Origin of the sequence: Vibrio sp. B1-2 (assembly GCF_963888445.1) — a bacterium.
In the GTDB taxonomy this organism is placed as follows: domain Bacteria; phylum Pseudomonadota; class Gammaproteobacteria; order Enterobacterales; family Vibrionaceae; genus Vibrio; species Vibrio anguillarum.
The window spans coordinates 95,913-112,695 of sequence record NZ_CAWPJH010000011.1 but is presented as its reverse complement, the minus strand read 5'-3'; the positions used below and the strand labels follow the sequence as shown (position 1 = coordinate 112,695).

Below are 16,783 nucleotides of genomic sequence, written 5' to 3'. Positions count from 1 at the left end.
AATGACCAAACGAGAAGCTCATTAATGAGAGCCTTAGTAGGAAAAAGTAGAGAAGGAAAAAGCTCGCCGTAGCGAGCTTTTATTGCTTTAACGATTAGTCCAGTCGAAGTAAGCGACCAGTTAAAGACGGAACGATGATTGTCGTTGTACCGATTTGCGTGGCGATCGTCTCTTCAGTCATTAAATCCTTCAATTGAGTCGCAGCTTTTACGCTTCCCATATCAAGAGATAATCTCCGCTCCGCAGTGCTGGTGTTCAGCACATAGAGGATCTGCTCATCACCGTACACTTTGAGATCCGCGTACAAACTCTCGTCAATCCACACATTACGCCGCTCCCCTTTAGCCAGTGACGGGTATTGGCTGCGCAGTAGCATTAATTGACTGACGCTGTTTTTCAGCGCTTGCTGTTGTGGTGACAAGCTTGAACCATCCACTTTGCCACTAGAACGAGCAACGTGATCATCACACAAACCAACAGCAGCACAATTTTGTGTCACTTGCGCTGCAAAGTTTTCGACTTCATCCCCAATCTCTTCACCATAGTAAAGCGTGATTGGCCCAGAATAAGCAGCAAGAAAACTGAACGCGGCAAGATGTCGCGCATAATAATCGCCTAAATTACCTCGTTGGATCAAGTCACCAAAGCGAACCAAATCATGATTACCTAACATTAGATTTGGCATGGCGTGATAAGGCGATTTCGCTCGGTTATTCCAACTGGCTTCTAGACTCAGAGCGCTACCGCTTGCACCAGATTCTTCCACTGCTAGTGCTTGCATCACACCATAGCGTAAAGGAAAGTTGAAGGCTGAGGAGAGCGCTGGGTTTGCATCACTGCCATACGCAGTTAGGGTAATGTCATCAGCCCCTTGCCACACTTCACCGACCATATAACCTAATGTGCCCCATGATTTCCCTGCATTGAGGTTATCTTGCGATGCTTGTTCAACCGCCGCGCGCAGCGAACGCCAGCTCTCAAGCGGGACTTGATACGCTTGGTCTAAACGCCAGCCATCAATGCCAAACTCACGGATCCAGTAGCTGACAACTTCAGTGAAAAATGCCTCACTCGCTTGGCTAGGATAAGTGACCAACTTGCCCGGATAACCACTTTCCCCGTCATGAAGCTGAGGCAACTTGCCGCTCGGTGACGCTTTCACGCCAACAGAGCTGGTGTGGCCAAATACGCCATCCAATAACACGTACAGCCCTTTGTCATGCGCACGATCAATCAGCTCTTTTAGCTTAGCGTTGCTGCCAAAGTTAGGATCTACGTTGAAATAATCACACGCAAAATAGCCAGTAGCATCAAGCTTATCATCGCCATTTTGACCCGCACAGGAATCAAATACTGGCGTTAACCACAACGCATTAACGTTCAAGCTAGCAATGTAATCCAAGCTATTGATGATGCCTTGCAAATCACCACGGTGGTGCGAGTTGCCGTAACCAACGCCGTAATCAGCGTTTGAATCTCCATCAACAAAGGATTCCACCATCACTTGATAAATTCGCAAATCACAAGCGGGGTTATTGTCTTGATAACACGCGTAGTCAACACCTGTATCCACAACGCCAACCACCAGTTGCGATGTGTTGGATGCATCCAGTGTGAACTTCCAAACACCTTGCTCTGTTACGGTAAGCTTGATATTGCCATTTCCTGCATTTTCCAATGTCGCGGAATCGCTAGCTATATTAAAGCCACCAAAACCCAGGTTTAGTGTGCTCCAATCTTCAGAAGCAATTTTGAATTCATACACTCCGGGAGTCAGATAACCTTCAAACGTGTAGAGACCATTTTGCTGATAGGATAATGGATTTGAAACTCCCCAACCGTTCATCGAACCACGCACGTACACCGTGGTTGAACCATAAGGTGCAACATCAATTGGTGGCGCATCAATGCTTAAGCCAGCACCCTGCTCGCCCTGCTGCGGCATCACAAACACTGCCGCCGTTAAGGCTGGAACGGTAAAGCGGCCATTGTTAAACTGGCTCTCTTTGACGCGCACATCTTGTGCTGTGCGTAAAACAGGATGTAATTCAAAGCGCTGCGCATTCGGGATCACCACACTTTGCTCAACGCTATTGGCGTTGATGGCGACAACGATGGCCTCAACGTTAGGGTCGAGATCCGCACCAGCTGAAATACCATCATTCACCGACATCACTATCATGCCAGGTTGCGCATTTGGCCCCGTATTATGGAAACGAACACGGTTTAACACTTCTTGCTCAGAGATTAGCTTGAGCAACGGTGTTTGCGCACGAATTGCCAGCAAAGCTTTGAAGGCATTATCTGTCCATACAATATCTTGCGCGGAAGCCACCGTATTGGGGTTGGCTATCACACTTTGAATCGCACTCCAGTTAGCCTGATCTTTATCTGCTCTTGGCAAGCCGACATTCCAGTTGTTGGTCTGCTTGCTAAAGTCAACACGGTTGTACCAATCACCACTGTCGTAACTGTCGCGCGCCATCGATTTTGAGCGAAGTAGTTCTGACCCCATATGGAAGAAAGGAACACCTTGCCCAAGCATTACTGGCGCAAGACCAATGATCTGCATGCGCGCTCTATCCGCTGAGCTGGTCTCTGCTTTTGCTTTATATTGGTTGAAGTCCCACAGGGTTTGATTGTCATGTTTAGAGACGTAGTTAATCGACTCTTGTGGGTCAAGTGTATAAGCCGCGCCTTGACCACCGTATTGGAAATCACGGCCAAGCACTGTCATGCCGCTGGTGGTTTGCAATGGATAGGCTTGTAAATTGCCAGCCATGCCATAGCGAATTAAGTCCATTTTCGATTTCAGCTCATCACTAAATCGATCACCTGCATTAGCAAAACCCGGAGTGGTTAATAACGCCTCACCGCTATCAAATGGACCACCGCCACGCACACCATCACGTAAGCGGTCGTTATAAGTCCCTATTCCCGTTCCAGCCATTGGCCATTGCGTGGCATTTTCGCCTCTGGCACCGTTTGCGACTTCACCAAAGTTCCAGCCTTCACCATAGAACCAAGTGTCAGGATCAACCGTTTTCGCCGCCTCATAAATCTTGAGCATGCTTGATTTCATCAAGTGTCCCATCAGATCGAAACGGAAACCGTCGATTTTGTAATCTTGCGCCCACATCGTGACGCTATCGGTCACCAGTTTCTCGAACATACGGTTTTCTGAAGCGGTATTGTCACAGCAGCTAGAATTTTCAACCGCACCTGTGATGGGGTTCAAGCGGTGGTAATAACCGGGCACGGTTTTATCCAGTACTGATTTGTCATACAAACCTGACGAGTAGGTATGGTTGTAGACCACATCTTGCACGACTCGAAAACCAAGCTGATGCAGTTTTTGCACCATTTGACGGTACTCTTTCACCCGTGACACACCATCACTTTGCACCGCATAACTGCCTTCTGGCGCGCTGTAATGGAATGGATCATAACCCCAGTTGAAGCTGTCAAGCGGCCGCACATCCGCAAGTAATGCTTGTGCTTGCGGTGTATTCGGGTCGGTTTTTTCCAACAAAGAAAGTATGGTCGCGCTCATCGACGTGCCATCAGAACAGAGCGACGCTTGCGGGTTAATACCACACAGTTTTGCGACCGTATCATTAAGATCGACCCGCTTTTGCTCATCTTCCGGAATCGACGCTAAATCATAGCTTGGCAGTAAGTGAATGGTGGTTAAACCCGCTTGTTTTAAACTTTTCAGGTGCGCAACACTGTCACGTTCTTCTTCCAAGAAGGCGAGGTATTTACCGTTGTATTCCGCTGTTCCTTTGTTATCACTGTTGCTGAAGTCACGAATGTGTACTTCATAAAGAATGTTATCTTCAGGATGACTCAATTCAGGAATAATTTGAGTATCCCAATCGTCCGGTTTTGACTCTGCTGCGGTTAAGTCCACCAATTGAGAATAAAGGCTGGATGTGCTGAGCGATTGCGAATACGGGTCGGTCGTCATCATCCATTCAAGTTGCGCCGTTTTAGGATGGTAGGCCTGCACGCGGTAACGATAGAAACTGTTTTTCAGCGAGCGCTCACCTTGATAGTGCCAAACTCCGGTGTTTGGATCTTCAACCATCGGCTGAGGGGAGGTACTGCGAAGGGTTTTATCTTGATCATACAGATACAACTCCACTTGCTGCGCGGTCGGAGCCCATAGCGCAAAATGCGCGCTATCACCCTCTATCCAAGCGCCAAGTTTCGCTTCATCGGCATCATCGCTGCCAGCCGTGTAAAGATTATCGACTATTCCTGGGATCTGTACTTTTGTTGCAACCAGTACTTTGCCTTCAGCATCTCTCGCTACTGTGAGTAGCTGAGTTTTCAACAGCGCTTTAGCTTGTTCATTGCTCACATCCAATGTGAAGGCTGTTCGACCCGCTAAATGTGGAAAATGCGCATTATTGGTCACGCCTGACAAGGCTAATGGGTAATGAATGAATTGTTCAGGATGGGCGATATCACCATTGCCTTGTGCACGGCTCCAAAGCTCATAGCTTGCCGCTTCGCTGTGATCGAACCACGCCAGTTGATTTACCGCAAGCCAATGTGCAGCTGCGCCCTCAATGGCAACTTGAATTTGCTCATTCGGAGAATAGTTCAACACCGCACTACCGTGGCGCGTATAAAGCGTATTGCCTTTGACAAAATCCAGCACTAAATCATCGCCGCCCAGCGCTTTATCATTGCCACTGTGCACAATAAAGTTCATGCAGTTGCCATGTTCTGCTTTAAGTGGAATGCGATATATCGCTCCATAAATCGGGTCGATTTCTGAGGCTAAGTAAGGATTTCCCCAATCCACGCCATTAAGCGCAGATTCAGAAACAGAATCACAGCTACCGTTGTTCCAAAGGTGTAGTCCCCATCCGTCATAATTATTGTCATCACGCAGGTAGTAAATAATCGCTTCTTGATAAGTTGGGGTCGGCTCGGTTGTCGAGTTATCCGCCTGTTTCGGTTGTGGATCAATGCTGTCGGGGATGCCATCACCGTCATCGTCGCTTGAGGCAAAATCCCCTAGCCCATCGTTATTGGTATCAAGGCTTTCTAAGCGATCTCGTGGGAATACATCCTGCGCGTTGCCCACGCCGTCACCATCAATATCGTCATCTTCGCTATCGGCAATACCGTCACTATCAAGGTCAGCAGGAACGCTTGAAACATCATTGGCGTCCGTTCCTAAACGCGCTTCATCGGCGTTGCTCCACCCATCACCATCAATATCATCATCTTCGACATCCGCAATGCCATCGCCATCGAGATCGGCAGCAAAGCTTAAGGCGTCATAAGGATCTGTCCCTAATCGCCATTCAGTTTCATCAGGCCAGCCATCGTTGTCATCGTCTAGGTCTGCGTGATCGCCAATGCCATCATTATCGGAGTCAATACTCTCTTGGATGTCGTAAGGAAAGTGGTCAATCAAATCGGCTACGCCATCTCTATCGCTATCAAAGCCAATAACAGGCTCACCATTTTCAAGCATCAGTGTTTTATCGCGAATATCGCTCTTTTCTCGCTGTGCTTTTTTGATCTCATCGCCAAACCGTTTACTGGCTTTTTTCAAGGTATTGGCTAATTCAGGCAAGCTGGAGTCATCGATAGTAGCAGGTAGCAGTTGCGCTAGCGCTTTAGCAGATTGAGCAACCAAGATGTGGTTATCGACATAATCCGCTTTGACATCCAAAGTTGGAATACGCAGCGCCTTTTTCAGCTCAGCCAACGCTTTACTCTCTCGCTTACCATTTTGCATCTGCACGCTGAGGTAAGTCGTAAAAGGGCTGATCACCGGATAATTTGCTGGCGCCATCATTAAATAATTGCGCGCTGCTTTGACGGTGGGAATATCTTGGTCAACGGTTTTTCCCTTGATGGCAGAAGCCATCAGATAATAATTTTTTACGTCACCACGCAGCCCCGCCACGTTAATTTTTGCGATACCTTTTTGGTCGGTGGTATACGCTTGAGGTTCGTTTTGTTCAAATTGACGATTGCTGTTCACATCCGGCCAGACTTGGGCATTGGTTAAATACCCATCCATGACTTGAACGTCTAACGAGTCATTACAACCCGCTAGCATACCAATTGAAGCAAACGCTAAAGTCATTCTCGTTAGGTTTGTTTTCATTGTTGTAATCCGTTTTATAACGTTAGTGCTCGTCCTGCTCTCACTGCTGGCAGAAAACCTATAAATCAGTAGACATATGTCTATATCTACCTAAGCTAACGTTATAATTTTGACACCGCCAATTACCTCCCCCTTGCCATTTTGCTCTCAGGGCGTAGAGCCAAGGGAGGAGAAGAAAAACACAGAGTTCACTCACGCTCAGGGTAAATGAGATGAAAGGAAAGCAGAGAGAGCAAGATAAAAACGTGATCGGAAAGACAAAGCGTAGAATGAGGAATGATAAAGTGTGAAAGAATATTACATTTTGACCAATCTAATAGAGTTTGATCTTCCTCCCATCTCTCTTTACTCATTGCTCGCTATTCACGCCGCTGAGCTTAACGTTCAAAATTGTGATAAAGCAAAAAGAGCCTCAAATGAGACTCTCCTTAATTGGTCACAGACTGACCGCTATACCCAAACAACTCTAAGTGGGGAGGGTATAAAGGTTAAGCAAATACATATTTATCCATCAGGGTGACCATTTTGCCAATTTCGGGTTTGGTCAAGGTATCATCAGCACCCAGTGCTAATGCTTTGGCTCGGTTATCATCACTCATGATCGAGGAGAACATCACTATCGGCGTTGTTTTATAAGTTTCGCTGTCACGCAAGCGCTTCAATAAGTGCATACCATCCATGCGCGGCATTTCTACATCCGTTACGATCGCATTCACTAACTCTGCCACGGGTACGTTTTCGGACTTGGCTACTTTTTCAATTTCCATCAATTTCTCATAGGCTTCACCACCGTCTTTACACGCAATAATGTTGTAGCCTGCAGAGCTTAATGTGTCTTGTATTAAGCTGCGGATAAACGCCGAATCATCCACCACCATGATGGTTTTCGCATTACGTTTGCTGATCATTTTTTGGTTGAGGTCGACCGATCTGTCCACCGTGACATCGTATTTTTCCATACTCAATTCAGGGTTGATGTCAGCGATGATTTTCTCAAAATCCAAAATCATGATCAGGTTGCCGTCTTTGCGAACAACCGCCACGACGCAATCTTGCTCACCCGCTTCTAAAAACTGACTCGGCGATTCAACATCGTTCCAAGAAATACGGTGAATACGACTAATGCTGTCAATCAAAAAGCCATTGGTCATGCGGTTAAAATCCGTCACGATAACAAACTTTCGATCAAGGCTTGGATTAGTAGGCACACCAAGCCAACCGGCAAGATCAACTAACGGAGTTAGTACATCACGTGACGAAAATACACCGATCATATGCGGCTGAGCATTGGGATAATCGGTGGTATCAGGAACTTGTATCACTTCCCTAACTTTCGCAACGTTAATGCCGTAATAGCAGGTTTTCGTGCGTCCATCTGGCAGTACCTTTTCTAAATGGAACTCAATAATCTCAAGTTCGTTGGTACCACTCTCTGTCAAAATTGTACTACTTGGGTTGCTCATACTGGTCACTAATCTTAAGAATGGTTATTGGTATTTGTTTAATATGGCTTGATATCGATTAACACCGTCTTCATTAACCGTGTTCTTTACTTTATCAATACCCATTTGTAAATCGTCTAATAGTGTTTGGTCTATATTTTTATTAAAAGCATAGTAAAGTAATCCCTGCTTTAACACATAAAGTGTTTCAAATTGATCGGGGGCATATCCTGCTTGTTTTATCCACCAATGGGCTGACCGTTCATCGTATGCAATCAAATCAATACGCTTTTTCACTAACTGCTCTGCCAACATAGTGACATCCGTTGCTTCTTGCATTGAGTCTCTCGGAACACCATATTGCAACAGCATTTGTTCGCCGACGTCATCTTTTATCACCCCGATCTTATAGGAGGTAATTTCTAAAGGTTCCCCAAGTTTGATATTACTGCCTTTACGTGCAATTACCGAAACTTTGATGTCATCAATTGGGCCTACCCAATGAAATAATTCCTCTCTGTGTGACGTCCTTGTTGTCGAGAAAAGTACTCCGTCTTTTTTCAAAATGGCAGAGCGGTAAGAACGAGCCCACGGTTGCAATACGATCTGGCTCGATAATACGTCATGTCCTGAGAATTTAGCTGCTTCTTGGAGTAAATCAACCGAAATTCCAGTGATTTTGCCCTGATTCATAAAATTAAAAGGGGGATAGGCCTCTGTATAATACGTTAGTGTTTCAAGACTAGCGGGATAAGCAGGTGATGATGCCAACACACTGATTAGCCACATAGGTAGAATAGTACGCAGATATTTGATTACGTTCATCCTCTCTCCTACATGATGTTATCTGCCTTTTGTTCTTAAACTTTAGATGGGGTTTGAAACGCCGTCTAGTTCATCGCAAGCATTCATCATCAACAATACAAACAACGTGATTAAATAGCATTAAATTTCATGCAGTTAACCCATTAAATCTCTTTGTCTAACGCACAACTTTTTTGTAGCAACGCTCCGGGCGACCAACCGTGCCGTAATTTAAGTCGGCGGTCAGATCACCACTGCTGATTAAATATTCCAGATAACGCCTTGCCGTGGTTCGACTTGCGCCAATTTTCTCTCCCGCTTCGTCCGCGGTCAAACTGCATGGTGTATTAAAAAGATGGCGTATTTTGTCTAGCGTAACCCCATCAATTCCTTTGGGAAGACGCAGATGAGTGAGAAGCTCACTGGTATTGGCTGTCAACATTTTATCAACTACGTTTTGGTCAACATCAGCCACGGAGCCCAGCTCTAATTGTTGGGTTTGGTATTTCTTCAATGCCGATTCAAGACGGGGAAACATGACTGGCTTGAGCAAGTAATCAACTACGCCACCACGCATTGCCTGTTGTAGCGTCTCAACATCGCGCGCTGCAGTAATCAAAATTACATCACAGCCTTGGTTATTGCCTCGAACTTTCTGTAAGAGATCGAGCCCCGTACCATCCGGTAGATAAACATCCAGCAATACTAAATCGGGTTTGAGGATATCTAACTGCAATTGGGCATCGGCGTGAGTCGTTGCAATGCCAATGACTTCAAATCCCTCAATTTGTGTCAGGTAACGATGATGTAATTGCGCAATCGCGATATCATCTTCAATGATCATGACACGGGTATTCATACTTGTTCTTCCTTAGGCAGATAAACCGTAACTCTTGTTCCAACATCTTGATTACTTTTCATTTCTAGCTGCCCTTGATAGCGATCAGCTAACTGTTTTACCAGGTGTAAACCCACACCTCGGTTATGTTTTGCTTTGCTAGAGACTCCCTTTTGCCATAATTGCTGTGGCGACATTTGTTCGGGTAAACCACACCCTTTATCATCCACTTCAAGAATAATTTCGGCACCATAATCGCTGAGTGACACTTCAATGATGCGTCGTTCTTGTGTCACCCGTTTTTCATTGCGGATCATCGTGAGTGTCGCATCAAATGCATTGTCAATCAGGTTACCCAAGATAGTGACGATATCTTCGGCATTGATACGCTGCGGCAAAGGTTCTAGACGCGATCCCTCTTCAACAACTAACTCCAAACCAAGTTCACGAGCCCGCTCAGTTTTACCCAGCAGCATTCCGGCAATGAGTGGATCTCTAACTGTCTCGCGTAGAAATTCAATGAGCGATTGGTAATGAGCCGTTTCTTGGCCGATTAAATGCTGAACCGCTTCCAGCTCTCCCATCTGTACAAGCCCACTGATAGTGTTGAGTTTGTTGCGATGTTCGTGAGTTTGAGAGCGCAGCATTTCAGCATACTCTTTGGTTTGGGAGAGTTGCTCAGTTAACTCGTTGATTTCATCTCGGAGGCGGAAGCTGGACACCGCCCCAACCACTTTACCGTCAACAATAATCGGACTTCGATTGGCGATCAGACGCTGTTGATTGAGGTACAGCTCGATGTCGTGATCAGGCGTGCCACTTTCAATAACACTCATGAGATCACTTTCAGGCAGAAACAGAGAAAGTGGTTGATTAAGCGCTTTCTCTCGGTTAATCGCCAAAATCTCACACGCACTTTTATTAATGGAACGAAGAATACCCGCCTCATCAATACTTAAAATGCCTTCCTTTAAGGTACTCATGGTGACATCGAGTTCGACATACAATCGGCCAATCTCTTCTGGTTCAAAACCGAGTATCGCTTTCTGAAAACGGCGTGAGGCGTAGCTGGAAAGTACAGCATTCGCCAGCACTACCAGCAGTGCCATCCCAATTAGGTAGATGAGAAAAGGTTCAATTTTATCTTGTAGTCGTTCTATTAAGTAACCAACTGACACCACACCAACGATTTGTCCTTGGGCATTTTTTACCGCCGATTTTCCACGCACGGATTTACCCAATGAACCCTGAGCAAAAGAAACGTATGACTCACCATGTAGCAAAGCTTGATCGTTATCTCCCCCTTTCATGGGAAGACCAATTCGTTCATCAACAGGATGGACTAAGCGGATCCCATGTTGATCGCCGATAACAATGAAGGTTGCACCGATTAATTTTGTTAACTCTCGATAACGCTGTTGGTGATCCACCCCACTACCAGATTCAAGCATATCGACCACTGATGGAGTTTGTGCAAGAAATGAAGCAACCCCCAAAGCCTTTAAGCCCATCTCTTCTTCTTGAGAATGTTTGATGTACACAAAACCAGCGGCAACTAACAGCAGTAATTCAATCAACCCTGAAAGGGTCATTATGATCAGCATACGCTTACGAAAACTGATACTACTCCACACCATAAATCCCTCTTTAACTCTGCATACAAGCTAACACTTATTTAACATTTGAGCGAAGAGAGAAACGAATAACTGTGAACAATACTACGCATTCCACGCACCATTTTGGTTCGTTTTATTGCAATCTATTTCGAAGACTTGCCAAGCAGAATATGCACAAGGTTTTATAAAAATTTATCATAGTTATTTCGTGATCTATATCACGCCTATTTTAGAAAAATTTTATCTTATAATGCCAAAGCATTTGTATACTAATTGTGCAGTGAAGAAGATGATGAGGAAACCTCACAAAAAGATAGCCCTATAATAACCATACCAATTGCTATCGATTCCATTCATAACATTGTCAGAAGGACACTTACAATGAAACGCGATGCCTTTGGAATTTGCCTTTCCCGAGATATGCTGTTTAACCATTTACAGTCTACCTTTACTCATGTTCGGGCTTATGAAGAAATAGCGACTGAGTCAAATGATGACCTGAGAGTGCTGCTCGCTTTCCCGCAGATGTCGGGTAAGGACGTGCTGACCACGATGCAAGGCAGTACAAACGTGAGAGGTAGTAAAAAATTGGTTTGGCGGGCCGATTATCTCTGCCCTTCTTACAATAAGTATTAAATTTAAATATTGAATTTTGATGATATGCGCTTCATGCTAGCGCATATCACTTGCTGTTGTTTCGACATTTCAACCCATCACACTGTTGACTTCCGCAGCAAAAAACTAGAGCATTAACTCTAATTATTATTACTCGAGCTTAGCATGAAAGCGAAAACACTCAGCCTATTCGTCTTTACTCTGCTTGGTGCAGCCCCTTCTTTCGCCGCGCCGATTTCCTTTCAACAAGCATGGGATCTTTTGCAACAGAGCAATAATTCACTTGCCGCTGGGCGGGCAAATGTCGAACGCTATGAGCATATTGAAAATTCCACAGACAGTCTCAATTTGCCTGCTGTTTCTATTGGTGCAAACTACACGCGTTTAGACCAAGATGTTACTTTGTCAGGAAAGCAGATATTCGATAGCACTGGGCAATCTATCCCATCATCTTTGGGGCCAGTTTTAGGACCGATACTCGCCAGTGCTGGCTCCATCACATCAACCATCACCGAACGTGATATTTTCAGCTCTTCGATTCGCGCTATTTGGCCCATTTTTACAGGCGGACGGATCAGCGCCGCACAAGCCGCTGCGGAAGGTAAAAAAGAAGAAGCACAAAGCCAGCTCGCAATGGAAACACAAGCGCGCTATGAAGACTTGAGCAAATATTACTTTAGTGTTCTTTTGGCAAAAGAGGTTTTAGTGACTCGCCAAGCCGTTGAGCAAGGGTTAACCAAGCACCGTGATAATGCACTAAAGTTAGAGCAACAAGGACAAATTGCCCATGTGGAACGGCTACAAGCTGAAGCCTCATTAGATAAAGCAACGGTTGAACGCAAAAAAGCACAAAAAACCTTAGATATTGCCCAAAGCGCACTAACCCAAATTCTAGGTCAAACAGAAAAAGTCGAGCCAAGTGGTTCACTGTTTGTCAATGACCGTTTACCGCCGCTCTCTGTTTTTGTGGAGCAAACGCTCAATACCTATCCGGGCTTGGCACTACTTGAAGCAAAAGAAAAGCAAGCAAGCAGCTTGATCAAAGCTGAAAAAGGCAAATACTATCCAGAAGTCTACCTTTACGGTGATTACAGCCTACATGAAGACGATTCGCTGGCCAGCCAAATGAAGCCGGATTGGTTAGTGGGTGTTGGGGTCAACATTCCGTTAATTGAAACATCGGGTCGCAGCGATCAAGTCAAAGCAGCGCACAGCGCGGTCTCACAAGTACGTTACTTAAAGGCGCAAGCTAAGCAAGATTTGAGCGTGTTGGTGGAAAAAACCTATTTGGAAGCCGAACAAGCATTGGAAGAAGTGATGGGACTAAACTCAAGTCTCACACTGGCTAATGAAAACCTGAACCTACGCCAAAAGGCATTCAGTCAGGGTTTAGCAACGTCTTTAGATGTAGTGGATGCAGAGCTCTACCTTGCTAGTATAAAAACGCAACAGTCATTAGCCAGCTTCAATTACTTACTTTCTTTAAATAAGTTACTGGCATTGACCAGTGAAATGAATACTTTCCCTATCTACACACAATCAGCGATTTTGTTGTACTCATCAATAACTCACGAATCACCTGCTCAAAAGGATGCCTTATGAAAGCCGTAAAACCAACACTGATTGCTCTTGCTGCTGTGGTGGCGATCTCTTGGGTAGGCTATCGCTTTTACCAAGCATCTCAACCTAAACCTGTTCGCTTACAAGGACAGATTGAATCTCAACAATACAGTATTTCTTCAAAAGTTCCCGGCCGTATTGATCAGGTACTGGTGCGCAAAGGCGATAGCGTTGAACGTGGCCAGCTCATTTTCACGCTGCACAGCCCTGAAATTGAAGCCAAATTAGATCAAGCGATTGCGGGTCAAAAAGCGGCGGGAGCACTGGCTAAAGAAGCAGAAACAGGCGCACGCGATCAGCAGATCCAAGCGGCAAAAGATCAATGGCTTAAAGCCAAAGCCGCAGCGGATTTAATGGAAAAAACCTATTTGCGTGTCAATAATCTTTACCGTGATGGTGTCGTCGCTGAACAAAAGCGTGATGAAGCGAATACCCAATGGCAGGCCGCTAAATATACTGAAAGCGCCGCTTTTCAGATGTATCAAATGACCAAAGAAGGCGCACGCTCTGAAACTAAACTCGCAGCCGCGGAAAAAGAACGTATGGCTGCTGGTGCCGTAGCGGAAGTTGAAGCTTATGCCGCGGACACTAAAATTGAGAGTTGGTTTGACGGTGAAGTGTCCCAAGTACTGCTGCAAAGCGGCGAACTGGCTCCACAGGGCTTCCCTGTCGTCACTGTCGTGGATACCCAAGACTCATGGGCGGTACTCAACGTACGCGAAGATCAACTCAAGCATTTTACGAAAGGCACAACATTTACGGCTTACTTACCTGCTTTAGAAGCCAAAGTAGAATTTATCGTTTCCCATATTGCAGTGATGGGTGATTTCGCCACGTGGCGATCAACAGACGCCTCACAAGGGTTTGATTTACGCACCTTTGAAATCGAAGCTCGCCCTACCACACCTGTCGAAGGTTTGCGTATGGGAATGAGTTTAGTGGTTGAGCTATAAGCCTTATGTCGATTCAGGTTCGCCCTCAATGGCCTCTGCTGCGCCATGACCCTTGGCTATTGTCTAGCCTAAGCTGGATACCAATAGTATTGGCATTCAGTATTTGGTGGATTTTCTCACAAGGGATAGTGCGCGATCTGCCGATTGGCGTGGTCGATTTGTCTCACAGCCAATTGTCACGTCAATTGATAAGAGATTTCGATGCAACCTCGACCATGGCAGTCACGCACCAGTTCCAAGATGTCAATCAAGCCAAAACTGCGTTAATTGAAAGTGACATTTACGCGTACGTTGTCATTCCGTATCAATTTGATAAATCAATATTTCGTGGTGAGCAGCCACAAGTATCGACCTTCTTCAATAGCCAATACATTTTGGTTGGACGATTGATCAACTCTGCTATTGTTCAAGCACAAAGTACGTTCAATGCCCAAGTGGATGTCGTAAAAAACCTAGCGACTAGCCAACAAACCACATTGAGTGCGATGGGGCGAGCCGTACCAATCAGGACACAGATTACGCCCCTGTTTAATCTCAATACAAACTATGCGCAATTTTTAGTCTCGGCGGTTATACCCGCTCTTTGGCAAATCGTGGTCGTGGTCAGTACCATTATGATTTTGGCAGCAAACCATCGTCACTTTGGTTTGCAAACGTGGCTTGGAGAAAAGCCATTACGAATTTTAACGCTAACATTGATGCGTTATCTGCCGATTTTTATGTTGCAAGGGATTGGTTTTTTAATCTGGTTTTATCAAATATTAATGTGGCCAATGCACGGCAGTTTTGCTCTATTGATTATCGCACAACTTGCAATGACGCTCGCCTGTATGATCATGGGCGCACTCTTTTTCTTTCTAACACTCGATCCGGCAAGAGCGATGAGTTTTGCTGGCGCTTTTACCGCACCAAGTTTTGCGTTTATGGGCATTACGTTCCCAGTGACGGATATGAATACTCTAGCGCAGTGGTGGCGAAGCCTGCTACCAGTGAGTCACTACATTGAAGTGCAAGTAAGCCAAGTGAGTTATAACGCTGAATTGCTGTCATCACTTAAGTATTTAGTGCCAATGCTGGGCTATGCATTGCCGCTGCTGCTCACTTTGATTCTTATCCGTAAACACAAGCAAGCCGAGCGAATCAACCATGACTGAAACTACGCGATTCATTGCTCTACTTAAAGCAGAGCTAAAAGCGCTATTCACTAACCCTGTGGTGCTGTTGACTGTCTTTGGTGGCGTGGTTTTTTACTCCTTTTTATACCCTTTGCCCTATACGCAGCAAACTCCACGCGAGCAGACACTCTCGATTGTCAATCTCGATAAAAGCCAAGCCAGTTACCAACTAGAACGCATGGTTGACGCAACACCACAAGTCAAAGTGATTCAACGAGACAGCACCATTGAAGATGCCAAGCAGGCGTTTCTTAACCGCAAAGTTAGCGGTATTTTAGTGATTCCTGAACATTTTTATAAAGACCTACTGCTTGGGAAAAGTCCAACACTGGCCTACGCTGGCGATGCCTCTTACTTTCTAGTGTACGGCACCATCGTTGAGGGCTTATCGCAAGCTGGTGGAACCTTAGCTGCGAAAAGTAAAGTGTCACGTTTAGTGATGGAAGGAGAACCGCTTTCTCTGGCCGCTCAGCACTATTCCGCCACAAGCATCAACCTAAAACCGACCTTTAACCCACGCATGGGTTATGTTGATTACGTTGTCCCAGCGGTGTTTGTTTTGATCTTACAACAAACCATGATCATGGCGGCAGGATTAATGGGCGGAACACAAAAGCACGGAAATGGCTACTGGAGCCATACCACACCGCTACGATTAATATTGGTACGCAGCATTGTCCTTGTTGCTGTTTATTATCTACTCAGCATGTACTACTTTGGTGCCAGTTTTACCTCACATGGTATCAACACCCTCGCCAGTGCGGGACATTTATTGCTACTTCTACTGCCTTTCTTACTGGCCTCTTGCCTATGCGGCATTTGGCTTGGTTCAGTTACACCGCGGCGAGAATTGGTGACGTTAGTGGTATTAATCAGCTCAATGCCACTGATTTTTTCAGCTGGTTTTATTTGGCCGTTAGAAGCAATTCCACGCCCTATCATTTGGGTATCCAACCTCTTTCCAAGTACGCCTGCCATTCAGAGTTTTCTCAGTTTGAACCAAATGGGCGCATCATGGGATCAAATCAGCACTCAGTGGGGGATCTTGTGGGTGCAAGTGTTTGGTTGGGGAGCCCTTGCTTTTTACCAACTCCAGCGGAAGCGTTAATTAATCATTCCTGCCACTGCTGACGCATACGCTCAACAGTGGCATCATCGATACCATGAACATTCTGGTACTGCGCACGACAAACATTAATCACTAAGGTTGCATGGTAACGTTTAGCCAACTGCTGGTAAGCTCGCATCTCCCACTGTCGAACAAAAGTATTTGCCACAACAACGTCCTCACCTTGCGCTAAACAGCGCTCCACTTGCTGTTGACACCACCGATGAGCTTGCTCGATTTTATCTGGCTGATAACAATAGCTGCCTTGCTCATTGATAAAATACATATCCGCTTCAAAATGCTTTGCATGTAGCGTCCTTGCTAAGGTGCTTTTGCCTGAGCCGGGTAATCCCCTGATCAAAGTTAAGGTTAGCGACATGTGTATCCAACAGGTAAGTAAACGGATATCCAATAGTAACCAATTTCACAGCAAGATTCATTTTGCTATCGACATCTGGTTTTGATTGAGTTAA

Annotated in this window: 11 protein-coding genes; 5 read left to right on the top strand and 6 right to left on the bottom strand. The window is 45.5% G+C overall.

Annotation, left to right across the window (positions count from 1 at the left end; translation table 11 throughout):
* Positions 1-94 precede the first annotated feature (94 nt).
* The 5 genes from pulA to AACQ75_RS05485 all read right to left on the bottom strand — a co-directional run bounded on the left by pulA (position 95) and on the right by AACQ75_RS05485 (position 10,860).
* Positions 95-6,139: a pullulanase-type alpha-1,6-glucosidase gene (gene pulA / locus AACQ75_RS05505; RefSeq protein WP_170888358.1), complete on the bottom strand. Its 6,045-nt coding sequence runs from the start codon at positions 6,137-6,139 to the stop codon at positions 95-97.
* A gap of 488 nt (positions 6,140-6,627) precedes the next feature.
* Positions 6,628-7,602 (bottom strand): chemotaxis protein, encoded by a 975-nt coding sequence (locus AACQ75_RS05500; protein WP_170888357.1) that lies wholly within the window; start codon positions 7,600-7,602, stop codon positions 6,628-6,630.
* Between the two features lie 24 nt (positions 7,603-7,626).
* Positions 7,627-8,406 carry a transporter substrate-binding domain-containing protein gene (locus tag AACQ75_RS05495; RefSeq protein WP_170888356.1) on the bottom strand — a complete coding sequence of 260 codons (780 nt, stop codon included), beginning with the start codon at positions 8,404-8,406 and terminating at the stop codon, positions 7,627-7,629.
* Between the two features lie 157 nt (positions 8,407-8,563).
* Entirely contained in the window at positions 8,564-9,244 is a 681-nt protein-coding gene (locus tag AACQ75_RS05490; RefSeq protein WP_170888355.1) for a response regulator, read from the bottom strand.
* A complete protein-coding gene (locus AACQ75_RS05485) occupies positions 9,241-10,860 on the bottom strand; it encodes an ATP-binding protein (protein ID WP_017044817.1) in 1,620 nt (539 codons plus the stop codon). Before AACQ75_RS05485 ends, AACQ75_RS05490 begins: the two co-directional genes overlap by 4 nt.
* Positions 10,861-11,220: 360 nt before the next feature.
* Here AACQ75_RS05485 and AACQ75_RS05480 point away from each other — a divergent pair, with 360 nt between their 5' ends.
* The 5 genes from AACQ75_RS05480 (at position 11,221) to AACQ75_RS05460 (ending at position 16,310) form a co-directional block, all read left to right on the top strand.
* Positions 11,221-11,475 (top strand): hypothetical protein, encoded by a 255-nt coding sequence (locus tag AACQ75_RS05480; protein ID WP_170888354.1) that lies wholly within the window; start codon positions 11,221-11,223, stop codon positions 11,473-11,475.
* A 144-nt stretch (positions 11,476-11,619) separates the two neighbouring features.
* Positions 11,620-13,056: a TolC family protein gene (locus tag AACQ75_RS05475; RefSeq protein ID WP_170888353.1), complete on the top strand. Its 1,437-nt coding sequence runs from the start codon at positions 11,620-11,622 to the stop codon at positions 13,054-13,056.
* Positions 13,053-14,027 (top strand): HlyD family secretion protein, encoded by a 975-nt coding sequence (locus AACQ75_RS05470; protein WP_017042989.1) that lies wholly within the window; start codon positions 13,053-13,055, stop codon positions 14,025-14,027. Before AACQ75_RS05475 ends, AACQ75_RS05470 begins: the two co-directional genes overlap by 4 nt.
* Positions 14,028-14,032: 5 nt before the next feature.
* Positions 14,033-15,181, top strand: coding sequence for an ABC transporter permease (locus tag AACQ75_RS05465; protein WP_069211970.1), 1,149 nt, complete (start codon positions 14,033-14,035; stop codon positions 15,179-15,181).
* Complete coding sequence (locus tag AACQ75_RS05460) at positions 15,174-16,310, top strand: ABC transporter permease (RefSeq protein ID WP_170888352.1); 1,137 nt, start codon at positions 15,174-15,176, stop codon at positions 16,308-16,310. Before AACQ75_RS05465 ends, AACQ75_RS05460 begins: the two co-directional genes overlap by 8 nt.
* 4 nt (positions 16,311-16,314) lie before the next feature.
* Here the strand turns inward: AACQ75_RS05460 and AACQ75_RS05455 are convergent, their stop codons facing one another.
* Complete coding sequence (locus AACQ75_RS05455) at positions 16,315-16,689, bottom strand: ATP-binding protein (RefSeq protein WP_170888351.1); 375 nt, start codon at positions 16,687-16,689, stop codon at positions 16,315-16,317.
* Positions 16,690-16,783 lie beyond the last annotated feature (94 nt).